The following is a 22,877-nucleotide window of genomic DNA, read 5'->3' as shown; positions in this document are numbered from 1 at the left end:
AGGGGATAGTGGGGGGCGTGAGTGCCGTACCCCCACCCCGAACCGACCGCGCCGCCACCGCCCCAGGGTCCGAACCCGAGGCGACGGAAGGCCGCGGCGCAGGCCGCCGCAGCGTGGCCGTCGCCCTGCTGCTCGGCACCCTCGGTGCCACCGTCGTCCTGCTCGCCTCCGGGCGGGTGTGGGCCCGGGGCACGGCCGCCTTCGGCGGCGGCTCGCTGCCGCTGACCGCGGACGGCCGGAGCGTCACCGGACTGCCGGCCGCCCTGGCCATCGTGGGCCTCGCCGCCCTGGTCGCCGTCTTCGCCGTACGCGGCAAGGGCCGGCTGCTGGTGTCCGCGCTGCTCGCGCTGAGCGGCCTGGGCGCGGCGGCGGCCGCGCTGGTCAACGCCGACGGCCGGAGCGCCCTGGACGCGGCGGCCGCCCGTACGACGGCGGACACCGCGGCCCACGTGGCCGGCCTGACCCATACGGCGTGGCCCTACGTGACGGCCGGCGGCGCGGCGCTTGTCCTGTTGGCAGGACTGCTCGCGCTGCGGTTCGGGCGCGCCTGGCCCGCGATGGGCGGCCGCTACGAGCGCGACGGCAGCGCGAAGCCCCGTAAGGCGGCCGTGGTGGACCCGGACCGGCCCGAGGATCTGTGGAAGGCTCTGGACCGGGGCGAGGACCCGACCGGGACCCCCTGAACCGCGCGGCCTTGCGGTGCGGGACAATGAGCACCGAGCGTTCGACACAGCACGTGCGGCGTGCGACAGAGCACACCCGAGTACGAGGAGCAACTCATGGCGGGCACTAGCCACGGACACACCCCGGCCGCCTGGACCGGTGTCATCATCGCCTTCATCGGTTTCTGCGTCTCCGGCGCCTTCATGGTGCTGGCGAACCCGCTGGGCTTCTGGGCCGGCCTCGTCGTCGTCGCCATCGGCGGTGTCGTGGGTCTGGCCATGAAGGCGGCCGGCATGGGTGCGCCGAAGGTCGAGCACAGGGACCTCTCCGAGGTCATCGCTGCCAACCGCCTGGCCAAGGTCTGAGACGAGTCGGGCCCGACCGGGCCGACGACTTCCAAAGGCGCGGCCCTGTCGGGCTGCGCCTTTTGTCATGAGCGGAGAGAATCAGCGGGTGGACGCCTCTCGCACTCCAGAACGCGCGCCGTCCGCGGCGCCCGCCGTGCCTGCGGCGATACCGCGGCCCGGTCCTGCGCCCGATGCCGTGCCCGGCCCCGCGGCCGGTCCCGTCTCCCGGTCCCGGCGGCTGGCCTCCCCGGCGCTCACACTGGCCATCGCCACCGCGGCCCTCGCGTACGTGGGCACGGTGAACCCGTACGAACCGGGCCACTACCCGGTCTGTCCGCTGTTCCGGCTGACCGGGGTGCTCTGCCCCGGCTGCGGGGGACTGCGCAGTGCGCACGCGTTCGCCCACGGCGATCTCGTGACGGCCCTCGGGGCGAATGCCCTGGCGGTGGTCGGCTACTTCGCCTTCGCGGGTTTCATGGTGCTGTGGCTGGTCCGCGCCTACCGTGGCGGACGGGCCCCGAGGCTGGTCATGAAGCCGGTGTACTGGTGGGCGATCGGCGTGGTGGCCCTGGTCTTCTCGGTCGTCAGGAACCTGCCCGCGGGCTCTTTCCTGGCACCCTGAGGTATAGATGAAGTAAAGATTACGCATGTCCATTTACTGGGACGCCGTCAATCGCGTGCGGAGGGCAAGGCGTCCTGCGGATATCATTTGAACTGCTGACCTTGCGTTGTACGTGTCCGCAAGGCGGCCGACCGCCATCGACCCGGAAGGGGGGCCGCTCGCGTGAGTGTGCTCGACGAGATCATCGAAGGGGTCCGCGAAGACCTTGCCGAACGGCAGGCGCGCGTCAGCCTCGACGAGCTCAAGGAGCGCGCCGCCAAGGCGCCCCAGGCCAAGGACGGCGTCGCTGCTCTGCGCGGTGACAGCGTCAAGGTGATCTGCGAGGTCAAGCGCTCCAGCCCGTCCAAGGGCGCGCTGGCCGCCATCGCCGATCCGGCCGGGCTCGCCGCCGACTACGAAGCGGGCGGTGCGGCGGTCATTTCCGTCCTCACCGAGCAGCGCCGTTTCGGTGGCTCGCTGGCCGACCTGGAGGCCGTCCGCGCCCGCGTGGACATCCCGATCCTGCGCAAGGACTTCATCGTCACGGCCTACCAGCTGTGGGAGGCCCGCGCCTACGGCGCCGACCTCGTGCTGCTGATCGTCGCGGCCCTGGAGCAGGAGGCCCTCGTCTCCCTCATCGAGCGCGCCGAGTCCATCGGGCTCACCCCGCTCGTCGAGGTCCACGACGAGGAGGAGATCGAGCGTGCGGTCGCGGCAGGCGCCAAGATCATCGGCGTCAACGCCCGCAACCTCAAGGACCTCAAGGTCGACCGCTCCACTTTCGAGCGCGTCGTCGGCGAGATCCCGGCCCACATCGTCAAGGTCGCCGAGTCCGGCATCCGCGGGCCGCACGACCTGATCGCCTACGCCAACGAGGGGGCCGACGCCGTCCTCGTGGGCGAGTCCCTGGTGACCGGTCGCGACCCGAAGTCGGCCGTGGCCGATCTCGTCGCCGCCGGAGCCCACCCCGCCCTGCGCCACGGGCGGAGCTGACCCGTCCCATGACCCACGACCGTCCCACCGTCCGCACCCGGCCCGGCTCCCGCCTGGCCGGAGTGCCGACGGCGCACGCGCCCCTGGCGCGCGGCTGCCGCCCCCGCGGCTGCCGCGCCCCGGCCCGGCGCGTGCACGGGCGGCGGGTCCGGTACGTGATCGGTTCCGAGCCCGGTCAGGTCAACGGCATGCGATGGTGTAGCCCCGACGCGCCGTAACGAGGCCGCCCCGGCCGTGGTGTACCCGTACACCACGCCTGTAGGCGCACCCGTACGTCCTGCCGCCCGAGCCGCCGGCTCCGGGGGCGGGTCGCCCCGTGCCGCACGCGCACGCCCCCAGCGGGTGTGGTCGTCGCGGGCGGGCGGCGCAATACGGTGAAGACATCCGCGTCGCATCCGTAGGAGTACCTGGGCATGTCCAGCGCCACCAGTGAGTTCTTCATTCCGGACCCTGAGGGTCACATCCCCAACGCCGAGGGCTATTTCGGTGAGTTCGGCGGCAAGTTCATCCCGGAGGCGCTCGTCGCCGCCGTGGACGAGGTCGCCGTCGAGTACGAGAAGGCCAAGGTCGACCCGGCCTTCGCGGCCGAGCTCAACGACCTGATGGTCAACTACACCGGCCGCCCCAGCTCCCTCACCGAGGTGCCCCGGTTCGCCGAGCACGCCGGGGGCGCGCGGATCTTCCTCAAGCGCGAGGACCTGAACCACACCGGCTCGCACAAGATCAACAACGTGCTGGGCCAGGCGCTGCTCACCAAGCGCATGGGCAAGACCCGCGTCATCGCCGAGACCGGCGCCGGGCAGCACGGCGTGGCCACAGCCACCGCCTGCGCCCTCTTCGGCCTCGAGTGCACCATCTACATGGGCGAGATCGACACTCAGCGCCAGGCCCTCAACGTGGCCCGCATGCGCATGCTGGGCGCCGAGGTCATCGCCGTGAAGTCGGGCTCGCGCACCCTCAAGGACGCCATCAACGAGGCGTTCCGCGACTGGGTCGCCAACGTGGACCGCACCCACTACCTCTTCGGTACGGTCGCCGGTCCCCACCCCTTCCCGGCCATGGTCCGCGACTTCCACCGCGTCATCGGCGTCGAGGCCCGCCGCCAGATCCTGGAGCGCGCCGGACGGCTGCCCGACGCCGTCGCGGCCTGCGTCGGCGGCGGCTCGAACGCCATCGGCCTGTTCCACGCCTTCATCCCGGACGCCGGCGTCCGCCTGGTCGGCTTCGAGCCCGCCGGACACGGCGTGGAGAGCGGCGAGCACGCGGCCACCCTGACCGCGGGCGAGCCCGGCATCCTGCACGGATCGCGCTCCTACGTCCTACAGGACGAGGAGGGCCAGATCACCGAGCCGTACTCCATCTCGGCCGGTCTGGACTACCCGGGCATCGGCCCGGAGCACTCGTACCTCAAGGACGCGGGCCGCGCCGAGTACCGCGCGGTCACCGACGACCAGGCGATGCAGGCCCTGCGGCTGCTCTCGCGCACCGAGGGCATCATCCCGGCCATCGAGTCGGCGCACGCGCTGGCCGGCGCGCTGGACCTCGGCAAGGAGCTCGGCAAGGACGGGCTGCTCGTCGTCAACCTGTCCGGCCGCGGCGACAAGGACATGGACACCGCCGCCCGCTACTTCAACCTGTACGACACCGACGCCTCCGAGGGGGAGACCAAGTGAGCGGCAACATCGAACTCCTCTCGGCCACCCTCGCCAAGGCGAAGTCCGAGGACCGCGCGGCCCTCGTCGCCTACCTCCCGGCGGGCTTCCCGACCGTGGACGGGGCCATCGAGGCCGTCAAGGCCGTCATCGCGGGCGGCGCGGACGTGGTCGAGATCGGCCTCCCGCACAGCGACCCGGTCCTGGACGGCGCGATCATCCAGACCGCCGACGACATCGCCCTGCGCGGCGGCGTCAAGATCGCCGACACCCTGCGGACCGTGCGCGAGGCGCACGAGGCCACGGGCGCCCCGATCCTGGTCATGACGTACTGGAACCCCATCGACCGCTACGGCGTCGAGCGGTTCACCGCGGAGCTCGCCGCCGCCGGCGGCGCGGGCTGCATCCTGCCCGACCTGCCGGTCCAGGAGTCCGCGCTGTGGCGCGAGCACGCGGCCAAGCACGGTCTGGCGACCGTCTTCGTCGTGGCCCCCAGCAGCAAGGACGAGCGTCTGGCCACCATCACGGCGGCCGGTTCCGGCTTCGTCTACGCCGCTTCGCTCATGGGCGTCACCGGCACCCGCGAGTCCGTCGGCAACCAGGCCGCGGACCTCGTCCGCCGCACCCGCGCCACCAGCGAGCTCCCGGTCTGCGTCGGTCTGGGCGTCTCCAACGCCGTCCAGGCCAAGGAGGTGGCCGGCTTCGCCGACGGTGTGATCGTCGGCTCGGCCTTCGTGAAGCTGCTGCTGGACGCGCCGGACCTGGCGGCCGGGCTGGACGCCGTACGGGCGCTTGCGGGCGAGCTTGCGGAAGGCGTACGCAGAAGCTGACGCCGGACGGGCCGCGGACGGGGTTCTGTAGCCCGATCGGGTGGAAGTAGGGGCAGGGAGGCACGAGAGTGCCTCCCTGCTTCGTTTGGCGGAACGTGAGTGACATGAACGACGGTGCGAACCGCGATGCGACGAAACGATCGGCCCGCGAGCGGCTCCAGGCGGAGCGCGAGCGGCAGAAGGCCAAGGACAAGCGCAGGCGCACCCTCGTGGTGTCGGCGGCGGTGGTCGGCGTACTCGGTCTCGCGGCCGTCGTCGGCCTGATCGCGGCGAACACCGGCAAGGGCGGCTCGTCCGCGAAGGGCGGCCCCCTGGTCGCCCCCTCCGGTGCGACCGGCAAGGACGCCCTCGCCATCCAGGCCGGCAAGCCCGAGGCCCCCTCCACGCTGACCGTGTGGGAGGACTTCCGCTGCCCGGCCTGCAAGGCCTTCGAGACCAACTACCGGGACACTATCCACGACCTGGAGGCCAAGGGCCTGCTCAAGGTCGAATACCACCTGGTCACCCTGATCGACGGGAACATGGGCGGCACCGGCTCCCTCCGCAGCGCCAACGCGGCGGCCTGCGCCCAGGACGGGGCCAAGTTCTCCCCGTACCACGACGTGCTCTTCGAGAACCAGCCGGAGGAAACCAACGACGCCTACGGCAAGAACGCCAAGCTCCTGGAGCTGGCCGCCAAGGTGCAGGGGCTGGACACCCCGGAGTTCCGCACCTGCGTGCAGGACGGCACGCACGACAGCTGGGTGAAGAAGTCGCAGGAGGCCTTCCGCGCGGGCAAGTTCCGCGGCACCCCGACCGTGCTCCTCGACGGCAAGGACATCTTCGCGGACCAGGCCAACCCGCTGACCCCGCAGAAGCTCAAGGAGAAGGTGGAGGCGGCCGGCAAGGGCGGCCCGGGGGCCGCGAAGCCGTCCGGATCCCCCTCCCCGTCCGCATCGCCGTCGCCGTCCCAGGCCTCCTCGGCCCGCTCGGCCTCACCCTCGGCCTCCGCGTCGGCCCGGTCGGGATCCAAGACGGGGTCGGGCACCTCCTCGTCGGGCGGCACGTCCACTACGTCCTCTACGTCCACCAAGGCGGCTTCGGACGACTGAGCCCCCCGTCTCGATTCGGCAGCAGCTTGCCGGACGGGTTGTGGTCCGCACCGTCCGGCAAGGTAGCGTCGGGTCTTGCCATGAACCTTGCCTTCATTCCCAGTCCGTCGACGGGCGTGCTCCATCTCGGACCGATCCCGCTGCGCGGCTACGCGTTCTGCATCATCATCGGCGTCTTCGTCGCCGTCTGGCTCGGCAACAAGCGCTGGGTCGCCCGCGGCGGAAAGCCGGGCACGGTCGCGGACATCGCCGTGTGGGCGGTCCCGTTCGGCCTGGTCGGCGGTCGCCTCTACCACGTGATCACCGACTACCAGCTCTACTTCGGCGAAGGCCGCGACTGGGTCGACGCCTTCAAGATCTGGCAGGGCGGCCTCGGCATCTGGGGTGCGATCGCGCTCGGCGCGGTCGGCGCCTGGATCGGCTGCCGGGTGCGCGGCATCCCGCTGCCCGCCTGGGCGGACGCGCTGGCCCCCGGGATCGCGCTGGCCCAGGCCTGCGGGCGCTGGGGCAACTGGTTCAACCAGGAGCTGTACGGCCGCGCCACCGACCTGCCGTGGGCGGTGGAGATCAGCGACGGCCCCAACCGCGTCGCCGGGACCTACCACCCGACCTTCCTCTACGAGTCGCTCTGGTGCGTCGGCGTCGCCCTCCTGGTGATCTGGGCCGACCGCCGCTTCAAGCTCGGGCACGGGCGGGCGTTCGCGCTGTACGTGGCCGCGTACTGCGTCGGGCGGAGCTGGATCGAGTACATGCGGGTCGACGAGGCCCACCACATCCTGGGCCTGCGGCTCAACGTGTGGACCGCGATCGTGGTCTTCGTCCTGGCCGTGGTCTACCTGGTGCTCTCGGCGAAGCTGCGGCCGGGCCGCGAGGAGGTCGTCGAGCCGGACACCGACTCCGCCTCCGACACCGTTGCCGGAGCCGAGGACGGGGACGCCCCGGCGGAGGCGAAGGACGGCGAGGGCGACGCCGAGGCGGTGGACGCCAAGGTGGAGCTCACCAAGGCCGAGGACGCCAAGGCGGAGGACACCAAGTCCGAGGCCCCCGAGGCACAGGCCCCTGAGGCCGAGCCGAAGGACGAGGCCGCCGAGGCCAAGAAGCTCTGACCGGGACTCCGGTCGACACGGGAGGGGCGCCGCGCACATCGCGCGGCGCCCCTCCCGTTTCTCACGAAGGCACCGGCGCGCCGCGCCGGCCCAGGGCCACGACCCGTTCCGCGCCCGCCAGCATCGCCGGGTCCACGAAACGGCCGTCGGCCAGGGCCACCGCGCCCGGGGTGCGGCGGGCCGCCGCCACGATCTCCTCGGCCGCCGTGACCTCCTCCGGACCGGGCAGGTAGGCCCGCGCGATCACCGGGAGCTGGCGCGGGTGGATCGCCGCGCGGCCCAGGAAGCCCAGCGAGCGGCCCCGGGCGCAGGAGGTGGCCAGCGCATCCAGGTCCCGGATGTCGGGGAACACGGACTGGGCGGGCGGCGCGAGACCGGCCGCGCGGGCCGCCACCACCACCCGGGAGCGCGGCCAGTCCAGGCCCGCCTCGGCGGTGATCCCGAGGTCGGCGCGCAGATCGGCCTCGCCCAGGGACAGCCCGCGCAGGGCGGGGTGCGCGCGGGCGATCTCGTAGGCCCGTTCCACGCCGACCGCCGACTCCAGCAGGGCGTACAGGGGCACCCCGCCGGTGCGTTCGGCGACGCCCACGATCTGTTCGGGCGCGGAGATCTTGGGCAGCCGCAGTCCGGCGAGGCCGTGGAGCCCGCCGAGGGCGGTGAGGTCGGCGCCTCCCCAGGGGGAGTCGAGGGCGTTGACGCGGACGTGGACCGGGACTTGGTGGCGGGCGCCGAGGAGTTCGGCGGTGGCGGCGCGGGCGTACTCCTTGCGGGAGGCCGATACCGCGTCCTCCAAGTCCACGATGACGGCGTCGGCCCCGGCGGACAGGGCCTTGGTGACGACTTCCGGGCGGTCGCCCGGTACGTAGAGCCAGGTCAGGATCACAGGGCACCTTCGGTGCGGAGCTCGGCGATCTCGGCTTCGGTGAGGCCGAGTTCGGTGAGGACGGCCTCGGTGTCCGCTCCGTGCGGACGGCCCGCCCAGCGGATCGCGCCGGGAGTCTCGGAGAGGCGGAAGAGGACGTTCTGCATGCGGATCGGGCCGAGTTCGGGGTCTTCGACCTCGGTGACCGTGTCCAGGGCCGCGTACTGCGGATCGGCCATGACGTCCCGTACGTCGTAGACCAGGGCGACCGCGGCCTCGGCCTCCTCGAAGGCCGCCGTCACCTCGTCCGCCTTGTGGCGGGCGATCCAACCGCCGACCGCCTCGTCGAGGACGTCGGCGTGGGCGGCGCGCCCGGAACCGGTGGCGAACCAGGGCTCGTGGATCAGCTCGGGCCGCCCGACGAGCCGCATCACGCGCTCGGCGATGGACTGGGCGGAGGTGGAGACCGCCAGCCAGCGCCCGTCCGCGCTGCGGTACGTATTGCGGGGGGCGTTGTTGGTGGAACGGTTCCCGGTGCGCGGCTGTACGTAGCCGAGCTGGTCGTACCAGAGCGGGTGCGGGCCCAGCACGGTGAGGATCGGCTCGATGATCGCCAGGTCCACCACCTGCCCGTGCCCGGTCCGGTCGCGGCCGGCGAGCGCCGTCATCACGGCGTACGCGGTGGTCAGCGCGGCGATGGAGTCCGCGAGCCCGAAGGGCGGCAGCGTCGGCGGCCCCTCCGGCTCCCCGGTGATCGCGGCGAACCCGCTCATCGCCTCCGCGAGGGTGCCGAAGCCGGGCCGGTGGGCGTACGGGCCCTCCTGGCCGAAGGCCGTCACGCGGGTCAGGATCAGCCGCGGGTTGGCGGCGGACAGCTCGGGCCAGCCCAGGCCCCAGCGCTCCAGGGTGCCGGGGCGGAAGTTCTCGATGACCACGTCGGCGGTGGCGGCCAGCCGCAGCAGGGTGTCCCGGCCGCCGGGGGTGGACAGATCGAGGGTCATCGTCCGCTTGTTCCGGCCGAGCAGCTTCCACCAGAGGCCGATTCCGTCCTTGGCGGGGCCGTGGCCGCGGGAGGGGTCGGGGCGGGACGGATGCTCGACCTTGACCACCTCGGCGCCGAAGTCGCCGAGGAGGGTGGCCGCGAGGGGGCCGGCGAAGAGGGTGGCGAGGTCGAGGACGCGGAGTCCTCGCAGGGGCCCGGAGCCGGGCCGGGCCGCCGTGGCGGGGGTCGCGGTCATCAGCGGATGCCCTGCCCGGCGGCGAACGCGTCGATCTCGGCGCGGGTCGGCATCGAGTCCTGGGCGCCCGGGCGCTGCACGGACAGCGCGGCGGCGCACGAGGCCCAGGCGATGGCGCCGGGCATCGCGCGGCCCTCGTCGAGGCCCACGGCGAGCGCGCCGACGAAGGTGTCCCCGGCGGCGGTGGTGTCCACCGCCCGTACCCGGGGCGCGGGCACGGTCACCGGCTCCCGGCCGCGGGCGGCGTACAGGGCCCCGGCGGCGCCGAGGGTGACGACCACCTCGGGCACGTCCTCGAGCAGCGCGGCGGCGGCCAGGTAGGGATCGGTGAGGCCGGTGAGCGCGGCGGCCTCGTGCTCGTTGGGCACCAACAGGTCGGTGGCGCCGAGGAGTTCCGCGGGCAGCGGCTGGGCAGGGGCCGGGGTGAGGATCGTCCGGACCCCGTGGGCGCGGGCCGCGAGGGCGCCTTCGAGCACGGCCTCCAGGGGGAGTTCGAGCTGGAGGAGGAGGGAGCCGGCGGCGCCGATGCGGGAGGCGTCGCCCGGCTCCAGGGTGGTGACCTGGGCGTTGGCGCCGGGGATGACGATGATGCTGTTGCCGCCCTCGTCGTCCACGGTGATGTGCGCGGTCCCGCTGGCACCCTCGACGGTGCGCAGGGCCGCCGTTTCCACCCCGGCCGAGGCGAGCGCGGAGCGCAGCCGTACGCCGAACTCGTCCGCCCCGACCGCCCCGATCATCACTACCTCCGCTCCGGCACGGGCGGCGGCGACGGCCTGGTTGGCGCCCTTGCCGCCGGGGACGGTGCGGAACGCGCGGCCGGTGACGGTCTCGCCGAGGCGGGGGGCCTTGGAGACGTAGGCGACGAGGTCCATGTTGGTACTGCCGAGCACGGCGATGGCCGTCATGAGCGGGCTGCCTCCTTGGGGGTGGGGCGGGCGAGCCGGGCGGTGAGCCCGGCGAGGGTGTCGAAGCCGATGCCGTCGAAGCCGGGGACGGTGGTGGCGAGGCGGTTCTTCAGCGGGGCGGTCCAGCGGTGGGGGATCCTGTCGGGTGATCCCATGATCAGTCCGGCGAGGGCGCCCGCGGTGGCGCCGTTGGAGTCCGTGTCCCAGCCGCCGGACACGGCGCGGCAGACGGAGCGGGTGAAGTCCCCGTCGGCATGCGTGAGCGCGGCGGCGATCAGGGCGGTGTTGGGGACGGCGTGGACCCAGTGGTAGTGGCCGTAGCGGGCGTGGAGCCGGTCGACGACCTCCTCGAAGCCCTCCGCCCCCGCCGCCGCGGCGGTCGCGATCCCGAAGCGGACGGCCTCGGCGAGGCGCGAGCGGGGCGGTACGACGGCCAGCCCGGCCCGCAGCGCGGTGTGGACGTCGGCCCGGCCGGTGGCCGCGGTGGCGGTGGCGGCGGCGACGAACAGGGCCGCGTAGACGCCGTTGCCGGTGTGGGTGAGGGCGGCGTCCCGGTACGCCTGGGCCGCGGCAGCGGCAGGATTGCCCGGGTTTGTCCAGCCGTGGACGTCGGCGCGGATGAGGGCGCCGATCCACTCGCGGAAGGGGTTGTGGTGGGTGGCGGTGGCGGGGGGCTCCAGCCCGTGGAGGAGGTTGCGGTACGCGACACGCTCGGCGGTGAAGGTACGGCCGGCCGGGAGCTCGTCGAGCCAGAGCCGGCCCAGGTCGGCGGTGGTGAACCCGCGGCCGTGGCGCTGGAGGAGGAGCAGGCCGAGGAGGGGGAAGTTGAGGTCGTCGTCCTCGGGGGTCCCGTTGATGTTCTCGGCGAGGGAGGTGGGGGCGGAGCGGCGGTTCCAGGGGTGGGCGGCGAGTACCTCCGGTGGTACGCCGCGTTCGGTGAACCAGTCGTCGAGGGGCCAGTTCCCGGCGGCCCGGGCCAGGGCCCTGATTCCGTGCAGCGGCAGTTTCTCCACGGGCTTGCCGAGCACGCACCCGACGGCCCGGCCGACCCAGGCGGCCTCCAGCCTGCGGCCCAGCGCGGGGTCCTCGGTGGAGCCTTGGCCGGGGCCCGCGCTCGCCGCCGACCAGGTGGCGGTGATTGCGGGCCAGGGGTCCGGTTCGGCTGCTGCGGCTGCCGCGGGTCGGGGCAGGGCCGCGAGGGCCGTCAGGAGGTCGGACGCAAGGGCCCGGAGCTCGGGCGCGGCCGGAGCGGGGGAGGCCCCCGCGCTGGGCGGAGCGGGGTGGCCGCCCGCCGCGAGCCAGACGCGCAGCAGGGGCTCGGCGGCCTTGCCGCGGCCGTCCTGGGAGGCCTGGCGGAACTCGTGGCCGACCAGGTCCTCCGGCTGGACCCAGGTGAGCCGGACGGGGGCCCCGGACCCGGACCTGGACCCGGCCCCGGCCCCGGATGGGGACACCGTCGGCGCCGGGCTCGGGGAAGCGGTCGTCAGCGGCGGCGGGGCGGCGGCCGTCATCGGGGGGCCGTCAGGGCGGCGAAGGCCGACTCGTGGGCCCGGCGGCGGGAACGGTCCCGGGCGAAGACCTCCCGGGCCACCGCCGCCAGCGCGGCCGCCGGGGCGTGCAGGTCGAGGCGGCTGGCCTCCGCGACCTGCTTGGCCCAGGCCTCCGGGACCGCCGAGGCGCCGGCGAGGGCTCCGGCGATCGCTCCCGCCATGGTGGCGATGGAGTCGCAGTCCCGGCCGTAGTTGACCGCTCCGAGCACGGAACCCTCGTAGGCCCCCTCGGCGACGAGCAGCATGCCGAGCGCGATCGGCAGCTCCTCGATCGAGTGGAGGCGCGACGGGCGCCGAGCCCCCAGCGAGGGGGTGCGGTAGTCGGGGCCGACCGAGTCGTACGGGGCCACGGCCGCCCGCAGCGGGGCCAGCGCCGACTCGAAGTCCCGGTGGCGCGCGGCCACTTCGCACACCGCCGCGATGGCCGCGCGGGTGCCGTCCTTGGCCAGGCCCAGGGCCGTTTCGACCACCGAGGAAGCGGTGGCGCCCGGGATGCAGGCCGCCGCGACCGCCGCCGCGAACACGCCCGCCGCCTCCCGCCCGTACGAGGACTGGTGCGCGCCCGTGATGTCCAGGGCCTCCGCGTACGCCCCGGCCGGATGGCCCGCGTTGACGAGCCCGACCGGCGCCATGTACATCGCCGCACCGCAGTTGACGATGTTGCCGCTGCCCGCCTCGCGCGGGTCCACGTGCGCGTAGTGCAGCCGGGTGACGATCCACTTCTCGGCGAGGAAGACCCGCTGGAGGGGGAGGGCGTCCGCCTCCAGTTCGGGGATCCAGCGCGGGGTGGTCATGAGGTCCGGGACCAGGTGCTCGGCGACGGAGTACGCGTCCAGGTGGCCCCGTACGGCCTCGTAGACCCGTACCAGCGCGTGCGTCATGAGGGTGTCGTCGGTGACGTGGCCGTCCCCCTTGTGGTACGGGGCGATCGGCCTGGCCGTGCGCCAGTCCTCGTGCCACGGCCCGACGACGCCGTGCACCCGGCCGCCGTGCCGCTCCACGATCTGTTCCGGGGTCCAGCCCTCCACCGGGCCGCCGAGCGCGTCGCCGACGGCCGCGCCGACGAGCGCGCCGGTGATCCTGTCCTCCAGGGTGGGAGTGGAGTCCATTGTCATGTTCAGGTCATTCCTTGCGGTCGGGTCGGGGTCAGGGCCTGGGCGAGGTGAGTTCCGTACGGGCGAGCAGGGCGGCGAGTTCGACGAGGTCGGTGCCCGCCAGGCGGGGGAGCGCGCAGCCCGAGAGGGTGCGGCAGGCCTCGCGCCAGGCCGCCGGGATGGAGTCCCCGCCGCCGAGCACGCCGGTCAGGGCTCCGGCGAGGGCGGGGGCGGAGTCCGCGACCCGCGACAGACAGGCGGCGGCCGGCACCGCCTCGCAGACCCGGCCGCGGGCCGCGGTGGCCAGGGCGAGGGCCACGGGGACGGTTTCCGCGGCGGCGATCCCGTAGCTGTAGACGTGGTCGACGATCTGGTGCTCCAGGAGCGGGACGATGGCGAAGGCCCCGCTCCCGGACGGCTCCGCGCGGGCGAGCGAGACCGCGTGCCGGGCGTTGCGGCCGATCTCCGTGGCCTCGGGCAACTGTGCGAGAGCGGCGTCGACGGCGGCGTCCGTGTCCGCGCCGGCCAGGGCGGTGGCGATGGCGGCGGCCATGGCGCGGGCGCCGTGGACCCCGTCGCCGTCCTGGGTGTAGCGGGCGTCGAACTCGGCCAGGTCCGCCGCGGCCTGCGGGTCGCCGGGGTGGACGACGGCGAGCACGCAGGCGCGGATGCAGGCGGCGTCGTCGAAGTAGTGCGGGTTGTCGTGGCCGGTGGCGGGCGGTCGCAGGCCGGTGGCGAGGTTGCCGAGGCCGGCCCGGACGGAGATCCGGGCCCGCAGGGGCAGCACCGCCGACTCCACCTCGGGAGCCCGCTCGGCCGCCGCCGCGACCTCGCTGGCCAGCGCGTTCCAGGCGAGGTCGATGGCGGCGCGCATGCGGCGGGACCGGGAGAGGTCGCTGAGCAGGACCCCGGAGGCGGTGAGGACGGACTCGGCGGCGAAGGCGGCCCACTCGGCGTCGTCGGACGGGCCGAGGCGCAGGGGTTCCGGGGGCTGGTTGAGGGCGATGGGAACGGGGAGCGTGGTGGTGGCGTTCTGCTCGGCGAAGGTGTCGAGCTCGCGGGTGAGCCGGCGGGTCCACTCGGGCATCCGGCTGGCCCGGTGCCGGGCCGCGGGCCACCCGGCGGCATCGCCCGCGGCGAGCCCGAGCAGCAGCCCCTCGATCCGCCGGAGCCCTGGCGGGGGATCGGCGGGCGGTGCGGTGCGGGGCCGCGGCCCCTCCTCGCGGAGCGCGGGCGCGGGGGCCGGGGCCGGGGCCGGGGCCGGGGCCGGGGCGGCCGGTGCGGCCGGGCCGGTCCGTGTGGCCGGGCCGGTCGGGGCGGCTGTGGTCAGGTCGGCTGTGGCCGGGGCGGCCGTGCTCAGGTCGGTCATCGGGGGGTCTCGGTTTCCGGGGTGAGGAGGTCCGCGATGTCCAGGACGTGGTAGCCGCGCATCGAGGGGAGGCAGCTGCCCCGGACCGGGCCGATCGCGGAGGACCAGGCGGCCGGGATGGCGGGGGCCCCGGACATCGCTCCGGCCAGGGCGCCTGCCACCGCCGCGGTGGTGTCCGCGTCGCGGCCCATGTTGACCGCCGTCAGGACCGAGGAGGCGAAGTCGCCCCCGCACGCGGCGAAGGCTCCGAAGGCCAGTCCGACCGCTTCCGGGGCCAGGTCCGTCCAGGGGTAGCCGCCGATGACCACCGCCGAGCGGACCGCCCGTTCGCCGCGCGGGGCGGCCGTCACCGCACGGCGCAGGGAGCGCGCCGTCCAGGAGTCCGAGGGGATGACCGACAGGGCGGCGGAGATCACCGAGGCCGGGGAGCCCCCGGCCATGGCCGCCGCGACCCCCGCCGCGACCGCCTGGCCCCCGTAGATGCCCTCGCCGTCGTGGCTGACGCAGCCGTCGATGGCCACGAGGCGCGCCGCCTCGGCCGGGCGGCCCGCCGCGAAGACCCCGAAGGGCGCCGCCCGCATCGCCAGCCCGTCCGACCACGCGTGCCGGTGCTGCGCGGAGATCGGCGCGGCGAGGCCCCGGCGCAGGTTCTCCAGGGTGCCGCGCTCCGAGAAGCCGGCTCCGCGGAACGGGCCTTCGTCCAGGTCGGCGATCCAGTGGTGCCACGCGCGTTCCACGTGGGCGACGGTGAGCGCCGATCCGTGGCGGGCCAGCAGCAGCCCCGAGAAGATCGCGTACTCGGTGTCGTCCGTGCCGGCCGGGTCGTCCGAGACGAAGCCCTCGATCCGGCCCCATTTCGCCCGGATCTCCGACGGCTTCATGTTCTCCGCGGGGGCGCCCAGGGCGTCACCCACGGCCAGTCCCAGAAGAGCACCCCGGGCCCGTTCGAGGAGGACCTGCGGATTGCATGCAATCAGCTCCATGGCGCGCCTCTCCACTTGATGGGACTCATCTTGAGCCCTTGGGGGATTTGTGCCATGGCATGTGGTTTGTCGCTCGTCGCAAAACACCCCGGCCACATCCCCGTCACCCGGTCGCCGATCCCCAAAACCCCAGGTAAGTACGGCCTACCTTGCTGGCGGGCACCGAAAATCGTGCGTAGTTTCGAGGTGTTCCGGGGGAGTGGGTGCCTGCGTGTCGTGCGCGGCGCGCCTCTGCGTACCCACTCGTACAAAAGGGGAGACATCATCATGTCCATCATCGATTTCGAAGCACCGCTCCACACCGCCCACCGCGACAACCACACCCACCTGGACGTCAACGGTGGCTGGCTGCGCCCGGCCGTGTTCGGTGCGATGGACGGGCTCGTCTCCAACCTGGCCCTGATGACCGGTGTCGCGGGCGGCGCCGTCGCCCCGCACGTCATCGTGGTCACCGGCCTGGCCGGTCTCGCCGCGGGCGCACTGTCGATGGCGGCGGGCGAGTACACCTCGGTCGCCTCGCAGCGCGAGCTCGTCCTGGCGGAACTGGAGATAGAGCGCCAGCAGTTGCGCAAGCACCCCGTCGACGAGATGGAGGAGCTGGCCGAGCTCTACGTCTCGCGCGGTGTCGAGCCGGCGCTGGCCCGCGAGGTGGCCATGCAGATGTCCCGCGACCCGGAGCAGGCGCTGGAGATCCACGCCCGCGAGGAGCTGGGGATCGACCCCGACGACCTGCCTTCGCCGATGGTCGCCGCCGTGTCCTCCTTCGGCTCCTTCGCGCTGGGCGCGCTGATCCCGCTGCTCCCGTACCTGCTCGGCGCCACGACCCTGTGGCCCGCGGTGCTGATGGCACTGCTGGGGCTCTTCGCCTGCGGCGCGCTGGTCTCCCGGGTCACGGCCCGGTCCTGGTGGTACAGCGGACTGCGCCAGCTCGTCCTGGGTGGCGCGGCGGCGGGTGTGACGTACATCCTGGGAACCTGGATCGGCGGAGCCGTAGGCTGACCGGGCAGGGAGTGAGACACTATGCAGTACACAGCATAAGTAGTTCGTTACTCGGCGGTTTCGATACCGTGTCCGCCGGGCATCAGACTCAGGGCGCCGGGCAATGAGGCCCGCCCCGCACGGGACCTTCGCCGCGTGTCCCGATCATCAGGCACCTGCGAAAGTCCCCTCTTATCTGCTTCGTGCAGTGTCCGCATGCTGGAACGCGATATCCGCTTCTCGGGATTGTCGTCATCATGTAATCTGCACGAAATTTCGCAGAGGGCCAACGTCGTCCCTCGGCTATGCACATATGCCACGACGACGACGGGAGAGCCGATGCGTTCCGCATCCACGCACTCCGCGACCGGCCTCAGCAACACCGCCTGGTCGCCCATGGACGGTCGCCCCGCCCAGCAGGGCATGTACGACCCGCGCAACGAGCACGACGCCTGTGGCGTCGGCTTTGTGGCCAACCTCACCGGCGAGGCCAGCCACACGCTGGTCGAGCAGGCGCTGACCGTATTGCGGAACCTCGAGCACCGAGGCGCCACCGGCTCCGAGCCCGACTCCGGCGACGGCGCCGGCATCCTCTCCCAGGTTCCGGACGCGTTCCTGCGCGAGGCGGCCGGATTCGACCTTCCCGAGGCCGGCGCGTACGCCGTCGGCATCGCCTTCCTCCCCGCCGACGGCACCGCACAGGCCGTCGCCGTGGAGCAGATCGAGGCCATCGCCGCCGAGGAGAACCTGACGGTCCTCGGCTGGCGCGAGGTCCCGGTCACCCCGGACCTTCTCGGCAACGGCGCCCGCGCCACCATGCCGGCCTTCTCGCAGCTGTTCGTCAGCAACGGGACTACGGGCATCGAGCTGGACCGCAAGGCCTTCGTGCTGCGCAAGCGCGCCGAGCGCGAGGCCGGGGTCTACTTCCCGTCGCTCTCCGCGCGCACCATCGTCTACAAGGGCATGCTGACCACCGGCCAGCTCGAGCCCTTCTTCCCGGACCTCTCCGACCGCCGCTTCGCCTCGGCGATCGCCCTGGTCCACTCCCGGTTCTCGACGAACACCTTCCCGTCGTGGCCGCTCGCCCACCCGTACCGCTTCGTCGCGCACAACGGCGAGATCAACACGGTCAAGGGCAACCGGAACTGGATGCGGGCCCGCGAGTCCCAGCTGGCTTCCGGCCTCTTCGGCGAGGGCGCCCTCGAGCGGATCTTCCCGATCTGCACCCCGGACGCCTCCGACTCCGCCTCCTTCGACGAGGTCCTGGAGCTGCTCCACCTCGGCGGCCGCTCCCTCCCGCACAGCGTGCTGATGATGATCCCGGAGGCGTGGGAGAACCACACCTCCATGGCCCCGGCCCGCCGCGCGTTCTACAAGTACCACTCCACGCAGATGGAGCCGTGGGACGGCCCCGCCTGCGTCACCTTCACCGACGGCACCCAGGTCGGCGCGGTCCTCGACCGCAACGGTCTGCGCCCCGGCCGCTACTGGGTCACCGACGACGACTTCGTCGTGCTCTCCTCCGAGGTCGGCGTCCTGGACATCGACCCGGCCAAGGTCGTCCGCAAGGGCCGCCTGCAGCCCGGCAAGATGTTCCTCGTCGACACCGCCCAGAAGCGGATCATCGAAGACGACGAGATCAAGGACGCGCTGGCCGCCGAGCACCCCTACGAGGAGTGGCTGGAGACCGGCGAGATCGAGCTCGAGGACCTCCCCGAGCGCGAGCACATCGTCCACACCCACGCCTCGGTCACCCGCCGCCAGCAGACCTTCGGCTACACCGAGGAAGAGCTGCGCGTCATCCTGGCGCCGATGGCCCGTACCGCCGGCGAGCCCCTCGGCTCCATGGGTACGGACTCCCCGATCGCCGCCCTGTCCGAGCGCCCCCGGCTGCTCTTCGACTACTTCACGCAGCTCTTCGCGCAGGTCACCAACCCGCCGCTGGACGCCATCCGCGAGGAGCTCGTCACCTCGCTGCTGTCCTCGCTCGGCCCGCAGGGCAACCTGCTGGAGCCGACCGCCGCGTCCTGCCGCAGCGTCACGCTGCCGTTCCCGGTGATCGACAACGACGAGCTCGCCAAGCTGATACACGTCAACGCAGACGGCGACATGCCGGGCATGAAGGCCGCCACCCTCTCGGGCCTCTACCGGGTCTCCGGCGGTGGCGAGGCGCTGGCCGCCCGCCTCGAGGAGATCCGCGGCGAGGTCGACGCGGCCATCGAGAACGGTGCGCACCTGATCGTCCTCTCGGACCGTCACTCCGACGCCGAGCACGCGCCGATCCCGTCGCTGCTGCTCACCTCGGCCGTGCACCACCACCTCATCGCCACCAAGCAGCGCACCCAGGTGGGTCTGCTGGTCGAGGCCGGCGACGTGCGCGAGGTCCACCACGTCGCGCTGCTCATCGGCTACGGCGCCGCGGCCGTCAACCCGTACCTCGCCATGGAGTCCGTCGAGGACCTCCTGCGCGCCGGTACCTTCCTGACCGGCCTGGAGCCGGAGCAGGCCATCAAGAACCTGATCTACGCGCTCGGCAAGGGCGTCCTGAAGGTCATGTCCAAGATGGGCATCTCCACCGTCGCCTCCTACCGCGGCGCCCAGGTCTTCGAGGCCGTCGGCCTGAACGAGGAGTTCGTCCAGGCGTACTTCGAGGGCACCGCCACCAAGATCGGCGGCGCGGGCCTCGAAGTCGTCGCCAAGGAGGTGGCCGCGCGCCACGCCAAGGCGTACCCCGTCTCCGGCATCGCGGCCACGCACCGCGCTCTGGAGATCGGCGGCGAGTACCAGTGGCGCCGCGAGGGCGAGCCGCACCTGTTCGACCCGGACACGGTCTTCCGCCTCCAGCACGCCACCCGCAACCGCCGGTACGACATCTTCAAGCAGTACACGGACCGGGTGAACGAGCAGTCCGAGCGCCTCATGACGCTCCGCGGCCTGTTCGGCTTCAACACGGAGGCACGCCCGTCGATCTCCATCGACGAGGTCGAGTCGGTCGCCGACATCGTCAAGCGCTTCTCCACCGGCGCCATGTCGTACGGCTCCATCTCCAAGGAAGCCCACGAAACCCTCGCCATCGCCATGAACCAGTTGGGCGCCAAGTCCAACACCGGTGAGGGCGGCGAGGACCCGGACCGCCTGTACGACCCGGCGCGCCGCTCCTCCATCAAGCAGGTCGCCTCCGGCCGCTTCGGTGTCACCAGCGAGTACCTGGTCAACGCGGACGACATCCAGATCAAGATGGCGCAGGGTGCCAAGCCCGGCGAGGGCGGCCAGCTGCCCGGCCACAAGGTCTACCCGTGGGTCGCCAAGACCCGGCACTCCACCCCGGGTGTCGGCCTGATCTCCCCGCCGCCGCACCACGACATCTACTCCATCGAGGACCTGGCTCAGCTGATCCACGACCTCAAGAACGCGAACCCGGCCGCACGCATCCACGTGAAGCTGGTTTCCGAGGTCGGTGTCGGCACCGTCGCCGCGGGCGTCTCCAAGGCCCACGCGGACGTCGTCCTCATCTCCGGCCACGACGGCGGTACGGGCGCCTCCCCGCTCACCTCGCTGAAGCACGCGGGCGGTCCCTGGGAGCTCGGCCTCGCCGAGACCCAGCAGACCCTGCTGCTCAACGGGCTGCGCGACCGCATCGTGGTCCAGACGGACGGCCAGCTCAAGACCGGCCGCGACGTCATCATCGCCGCGCTGCTCGGCGCCGAGGAGTTCGGTTTCGCGACCGCGCCGCTCGTCGTCTCCGGCTGCGTCATGATGCGCGTCTGCCACCTGGACACCTGCCCGGTCGGCATCGCCACCCAGAACCCGGTCCTGCGCGACCGCTTCTCCGGCAAGCCCGAGTTCGTCGTCAACTTCTTCGAGTTCATCGCGGAGGAGGTGCGCGAGCTCCTCGCCGAGCTGGGCTTCCGCACCATCGAGGAGGCCGTCGGCCACGCCGAGCTCCTCGACACCAGCAAGGCCGTCACGCACTGGAAGGCGCAGGGTCTCGACCTGGAGCCGCTCTTCTACGTGCCGGAGCTGCCCGAGGGCGCGGTCCGCCACGCCCTGATCGAGCAGGACCACGGTCTGGAGAAGGCCCTCGACAACGAGCTCATCGAGCTCGCCGCCGAGGCCCTGAACGCCGACTCCGCCGAGACCGCCCAGCCGGTCCGCGCCCAGGTCGCGATCCGCAACATCAACCGGACCGTCGGCACCATGCTCGGCCACCAGGTCACCAAGAAGTTCGGTGGCGCGGGCCTGCCCGACAACACCATCGACCTGACCTTCACCGGCAGCGCCGGCCAGTCCTTCGGGGCCTTCCTGCCCCGCGGCGTGACCCTGCGCCTGGAGGGCGACGCCAACGACTACGTCGGCAAGGGCCTCTCCGGCGGCCGAGTCGTGGTCCGCCCGGACCGCGGCGCCGACCACCTGGCGGAGTACTCCACCATCGCCGGCAACACCATCGGCTACGGAGCCACCGGCGGCGAGATGTTCCTGCGCGGCCGCACCGGCGAGCGCTTCTGCGTCCGCAACTCCGGCGCCCTGGTCGTCTCGGAAGGCGTGGGCGACCACGGCTGCGAGTACATGACCGGCGGCAACGCGGTCGTCCTCGGCGAGACGGGCCGCAACTTCGCGGCCGGCATGTCGGGCGGCGTCGCGTACGTCATCGACCTCGACGTGAACAACGTCAACGTCGGCAACGCGGGCGCGGTCGAAGCCCTCTCCGAGGCCGACGCCGAGTGGCTGCACGATGTGGTGCGCCGCCACGAGGAGGAGACCGGCTCGACCGTGGCCGCGAAGCTCCTGGCTGACTGGACCGCCTCCGCGGCCCGCTTCAGCAAGATCATCCCGACCACGTACAAGGCAGTGCTCGCCGCCAAGGACGCCGCTGAGCTCGCCGGACTCTCGGAGTCCGAGACCACGGAGAAGATGATGGAGGCGGCGACCAATGGCTGACCCGAAGGGCTTCCTCACCACCCCGCGCGAGACCGCCTGCACCCGTCCGGTGGCCGAGCGCCTCCAGGACTGGAACGAGGTCTACGTTCCGGGCTCGCTGCTCCCGATCATCAGCAAGCAGGCCGGCCGCTGCATGGACTGCGGCATCCCGTTCTGCCACAACGGCTGCCCGCTCGGGAACCTGATCCCGGAGTGGAACGACTTCGCGTACCGCGAGGACTGGACCGCGGCCTCGGAGCGTCTGCACGCGACGAACAACTTCCCGGAGTTCACCGGGCGGCTGTGCCCGGCTCCCTGCGAGTCGGCGTGCGTGCTCGGCATCAACCAGCCGGCCGTCACCATCAAGAACGTCGAAGTCTCGATCATCGACAAGGCGTGGGACAACGGCGACGTCACCCCGCAGCCGCCCGAGCGGCTGTCCGGCAAGACGGCGGCCGTCATCGGCTCGGGCCCCGCGGGCCTGGCCGCGGCCCAGCAGCTGACCCGGGCCGGCCACACCGTGGTCGTGTACGAGCGCGCGGACCGCATCGGCGGCCTGCTCCGCTACGGCATCCCCGAGTTCAAGATGGAGAAGGTGCACATCAACCGCCGCATCGAGCAGATGCGCGCGGAGGGCACCAAGTTCCGTACCGGTGTGGAGATCGGCCGCGACATCACCGCCACCGACCTGCGCAAGCGGTTCGACGCGGTCGTCATCGCGGCGGGCGCGACGATCTCCCGCGACCTGCCGGTCCCGGGCCGCGACCTGGGCGGCATCCACTTCGCGATGGAGTACCTCCCCCTCGCGAACAAGGTCCAGGAGGGCGACTTCATGGCGCCCCCCATCACGGCCGAGGGCAAGCACGTCGTCGTCATCGGCGGCGGCGACACCGGCGCGGACTGCGTGGGCACCGCCCACCGCCAGGGCGCGGCCTCCGTCACCCAGCTGGAGATCATGCCCCGCCCGTCGGAGGACCGCCCGACCGGTCAGCCGTGGCCGACCTTCCCCATGCTGTACAAGGTCACCTCCGCGCACGAGGAGGGCGGCGAGCGGATCTACTCCGTCTCGACCACCCACTTCGTGGGCGACGAGGACGGCAACGTCCAGGAACTCCACCTGGTCGAGGTCGCCTTCGAAGAGGGCAAGCTCGTCCAGAAGCCCGGCACCGAGCGCGTCCTCCCCGCGCAGCTGGTCACCCTGGCGATGGGCTTCACCGGCACGGACCAGGAGAACGGCCTGACCGCCCAGTTCGGCCTGGCGATGGACGCGCGCGGCAACATCGAGCGCGACGCCTCCTACGCGACCAACGTCGACGGCGTCTTCGTCGCCGGCGACGCCGGCCGCGGCCAGTCGCTGATCGTCTGGGCCATCGCGGAAGGCCGCTCGGCCGCCCGCGGCGTGGACCGCTTCCTGACCGGCTCCAGCGCCCTCCCGTACCCCGTCAAGCCGACGGACCGCTCCATCACCGTGTAGTTCCGCAGTACCCCTCCCCCCGGGGGAGGGGCCCCTCCCCCGGGAGGACCCCTCATACGGTCCGTACAACGGTGTACGGAACTCTGACACCGCGCCCGCCACGACTCCTTCTGGACGCCGTGCTCGCGCCGCTCGGCCGCAGGCGGCCTCCCGGGCTTCGCCCGGCTGCGCCGGCCTCCGGCCGTCGGGTGGTGTCTTGAGGTCTCGCTGTACCCCCGGCTCGC

The 22,877-nt window shown here is 72.8% G+C and carries 19 protein-coding genes; 12 read left to right on the top strand and 7 right to left on the bottom strand.

Going from position 1 to position 22,877, the window contains the following annotated elements:
* The first annotated feature begins 8 nt into the window (after window positions 1-8).
* The 9 genes from OG490_RS10040 to lgt all read left to right on the top strand — a co-directional run bounded on the left by OG490_RS10040 (window position 9) and on the right by lgt (window position 7,283).
* Window positions 9-683, top strand: a complete 675-nt coding sequence (locus OG490_RS10040; protein ID WP_330295933.1) for a TIGR02234 family membrane protein — start codon at window positions 9-11, stop codon at window positions 681-683.
* Between the two features lie 96 nt (window positions 684-779).
* Window positions 780-1,028 carry an HGxxPAAW family protein gene (locus OG490_RS10035; RefSeq protein ID WP_330295932.1) on the top strand — a complete coding sequence of 83 codons (249 nt, stop codon included), beginning with the start codon at window positions 780-782 and terminating at the stop codon, window positions 1,026-1,028.
* Between the two features lie 88 nt (window positions 1,029-1,116).
* Window positions 1,117-1,632: a DUF2752 domain-containing protein gene (locus OG490_RS10030; protein ID WP_443065779.1), complete on the top strand. Its 516-nt coding sequence runs from the start codon at window positions 1,117-1,119 to the stop codon at window positions 1,630-1,632.
* Window positions 1,633-1,794: 162 nt separating this feature from the next.
* Window positions 1,795-2,604, top strand: a complete 810-nt coding sequence (trpC, locus tag OG490_RS10025) for an indole-3-glycerol phosphate synthase TrpC (RefSeq protein ID WP_330295930.1) — start codon at window positions 1,795-1,797, stop codon at window positions 2,602-2,604.
* A gap of 8 nt (window positions 2,605-2,612) precedes the next feature.
* The gene (gene trpM / locus OG490_RS10020) at window positions 2,613-2,822 is read left to right on the top strand and encodes a tryptophan biosynthesis modulator TrpM (protein WP_330295929.1); all 210 of its coding nucleotides are present in this window, start codon (window positions 2,613-2,615) and stop codon (window positions 2,820-2,822) included.
* 195 nt (window positions 2,823-3,017) lie between these two features.
* Window positions 3,018-4,277 (top strand): tryptophan synthase subunit beta, encoded by a 1,260-nt coding sequence (trpB, locus tag OG490_RS10015; RefSeq protein ID WP_330295928.1) that lies wholly within the window; start codon window positions 3,018-3,020, stop codon window positions 4,275-4,277.
* The gene (gene trpA, locus OG490_RS10010; RefSeq protein ID WP_330295927.1) at window positions 4,274-5,086 is read left to right on the top strand and encodes a tryptophan synthase subunit alpha; all 813 of its coding nucleotides are present in this window, start codon (window positions 4,274-4,276) and stop codon (window positions 5,084-5,086) included. Before trpB ends, trpA begins: the two co-directional genes overlap by 4 nt.
* A gap of 104 nt (window positions 5,087-5,190) precedes the next feature.
* Entirely contained in the window at window positions 5,191-6,177 is a 987-nt protein-coding gene (locus tag OG490_RS10005) for a DsbA family protein (RefSeq protein WP_443065778.1), read from the top strand.
* A gap of 80 nt (window positions 6,178-6,257) precedes the next feature.
* Entirely contained in the window at window positions 6,258-7,283 is a 1,026-nt protein-coding gene (lgt, locus tag OG490_RS10000; protein ID WP_330295926.1) for a prolipoprotein diacylglyceryl transferase, read from the top strand.
* Window positions 7,284-7,344: 61 nt separating this feature from the next.
* Here lgt and OG490_RS09995 read toward each other — a convergent pair whose 3' ends face one another.
* From OG490_RS09995 to OG490_RS09965, 7 genes are read right to left on the bottom strand one after another with little or no spacing between them, the layout of a single operon-like run.
* Window positions 7,345-8,166: an HpcH/HpaI aldolase/citrate lyase family protein gene (locus tag OG490_RS09995; protein WP_330295925.1), complete on the bottom strand. Its 822-nt coding sequence runs from the start codon at window positions 8,164-8,166 to the stop codon at window positions 7,345-7,347.
* Window positions 8,163-9,383 (bottom strand): CaiB/BaiF CoA transferase family protein, encoded by a 1,221-nt coding sequence (locus OG490_RS09990; RefSeq protein WP_330295924.1) that lies wholly within the window; start codon window positions 9,381-9,383, stop codon window positions 8,163-8,165. Before OG490_RS09990 ends, OG490_RS09995 begins: the two co-directional genes overlap by 4 nt.
* Window positions 9,383-10,288 carry a ribokinase gene (rbsK, locus tag OG490_RS09985; protein ID WP_330295923.1) on the bottom strand — a complete coding sequence of 302 codons (906 nt, stop codon included), beginning with the start codon at window positions 10,286-10,288 and terminating at the stop codon, window positions 9,383-9,385. The genes OG490_RS09990 and rbsK overlap by 1 nt, the downstream gene beginning before the upstream one ends.
* A complete protein-coding gene (locus OG490_RS09980; RefSeq protein WP_330295922.1) occupies window positions 10,285-11,799 on the bottom strand; it encodes an ADP-ribosylglycohydrolase family protein in 1,515 nt (504 codons plus the stop codon). Before OG490_RS09980 ends, rbsK begins: the two co-directional genes overlap by 4 nt.
* Entirely contained in the window at window positions 11,796-12,953 is a 1,158-nt protein-coding gene (locus OG490_RS09975; RefSeq protein ID WP_330295921.1) for an ADP-ribosylglycohydrolase family protein, read from the bottom strand. The genes OG490_RS09980 and OG490_RS09975 overlap by 4 nt, the downstream gene beginning before the upstream one ends.
* Window positions 12,954-12,984: 31 nt before the next feature.
* The gene (locus tag OG490_RS09970; protein WP_330295920.1) at window positions 12,985-14,301 is read right to left on the bottom strand and encodes an ADP-ribosylglycohydrolase family protein; all 1,317 of its coding nucleotides are present in this window, start codon (window positions 14,299-14,301) and stop codon (window positions 12,985-12,987) included.
* The gene (locus OG490_RS09965) at window positions 14,298-15,284 is read right to left on the bottom strand and encodes an ADP-ribosylglycohydrolase family protein (RefSeq protein ID WP_330295919.1); all 987 of its coding nucleotides are present in this window, start codon (window positions 15,282-15,284) and stop codon (window positions 14,298-14,300) included. Before OG490_RS09965 ends, OG490_RS09970 begins: the two co-directional genes overlap by 4 nt.
* 267 nt (window positions 15,285-15,551) lie before the next feature.
* Here OG490_RS09965 and OG490_RS09960 point away from each other — a divergent pair, with 267 nt between their 5' ends.
* The 3 genes from OG490_RS09960 to OG490_RS09950 all read left to right on the top strand — a co-directional run bounded on the left by OG490_RS09960 (window position 15,552) and on the right by OG490_RS09950 (window position 22,653).
* Window positions 15,552-16,283, top strand: a complete 732-nt coding sequence (locus tag OG490_RS09960) for a VIT1/CCC1 transporter family protein (RefSeq protein ID WP_330295918.1) — start codon at window positions 15,552-15,554, stop codon at window positions 16,281-16,283.
* Between the two features lie 375 nt (window positions 16,284-16,658).
* A complete protein-coding gene (gene gltB / locus OG490_RS09955) occupies window positions 16,659-21,200 on the top strand; it encodes a glutamate synthase large subunit (RefSeq protein ID WP_330300859.1) in 4,542 nt (1,513 codons plus the stop codon).
* Window positions 21,193-22,653: a glutamate synthase subunit beta gene (locus OG490_RS09950; RefSeq protein WP_330295917.1), complete on the top strand. Its 1,461-nt coding sequence runs from the start codon at window positions 21,193-21,195 to the stop codon at window positions 22,651-22,653. The genes gltB and OG490_RS09950 overlap by 8 nt, the downstream gene beginning before the upstream one ends.
* Window positions 22,654-22,877: the final 224 nt, after the last annotated feature.

The sequence above is a fragment of the Streptomyces sp. NBC_00503 genome (assembly GCF_036346895.1).
Taxonomy (GTDB): Bacteria; Actinomycetota; Actinomycetes; order Streptomycetales; family Streptomycetaceae; genus Streptomyces.
This window is presented reverse-complemented; position numbering and strand designations above follow the sequence as displayed.

Bases quoted from the DNA above. Each gene is read 5' to 3' on its own strand.
- OG490_RS09980 (WP_330295922.1), bottom strand. From the start codon at position 11,799: ATGACGGCCGCCGCCCCGCCGCCGCTGACGACCGCTTCCCCGAGCCCG.
- OG490_RS10035 (WP_330295932.1), top strand. From the start codon at position 780: ATGGCGGGCACTAGCCACGGACACACCCCGGCCGCCTGGACCGGTGTC.
- OG490_RS10005 (WP_443065778.1), top strand. From the start codon at position 5,191: ATGAACGACGGTGCGAACCGCGATGCGACGAAACGATCGGCCCGCGAG.
- OG490_RS09950 (WP_330295917.1), top strand. From the start codon at position 21,193: ATGGCTGACCCGAAGGGCTTCCTCACCACCCCGCGCGAGACCGCCTGC.
- rbsK (WP_330295923.1), bottom strand. From the start codon at position 10,288: ATGACGGCCATCGCCGTGCTCGGCAGTACCAACATGGACCTCGTCGCC.
- OG490_RS09960 (WP_330295918.1), top strand. From the start codon at position 15,552: ATGTCCATCATCGATTTCGAAGCACCGCTCCACACCGCCCACCGCGAC.
- trpM (WP_330295929.1), top strand. From the start codon at position 2,613: ATGACCCACGACCGTCCCACCGTCCGCACCCGGCCCGGCTCCCGCCTG.
- OG490_RS09970 (WP_330295920.1), bottom strand. From the start codon at position 14,301: ATGACCGACCTGAGCACGGCCGCCCCGGCCACAGCCGACCTGACCACA.
- trpB (WP_330295928.1), top strand. From the start codon at position 3,018: ATGTCCAGCGCCACCAGTGAGTTCTTCATTCCGGACCCTGAGGGTCAC.
- OG490_RS09975 (WP_330295921.1), bottom strand. From the start codon at position 12,953: ATGACAATGGACTCCACTCCCACCCTGGAGGACAGGATCACCGGCGCG.
- OG490_RS09965 (WP_330295919.1), bottom strand. From the start codon at position 15,284: ATGGAGCTGATTGCATGCAATCCGCAGGTCCTCCTCGAACGGGCCCGG.
- OG490_RS09990 (WP_330295924.1), bottom strand. From the start codon at position 9,383: ATGACCGCGACCCCCGCCACGGCGGCCCGGCCCGGCTCCGGGCCCCTG.
- gltB (WP_330300859.1), top strand. From the start codon at position 16,659: ATGGACGGTCGCCCCGCCCAGCAGGGCATGTACGACCCGCGCAACGAG.
- lgt (WP_330295926.1), top strand. From the start codon at position 6,258: ATGAACCTTGCCTTCATTCCCAGTCCGTCGACGGGCGTGCTCCATCTC.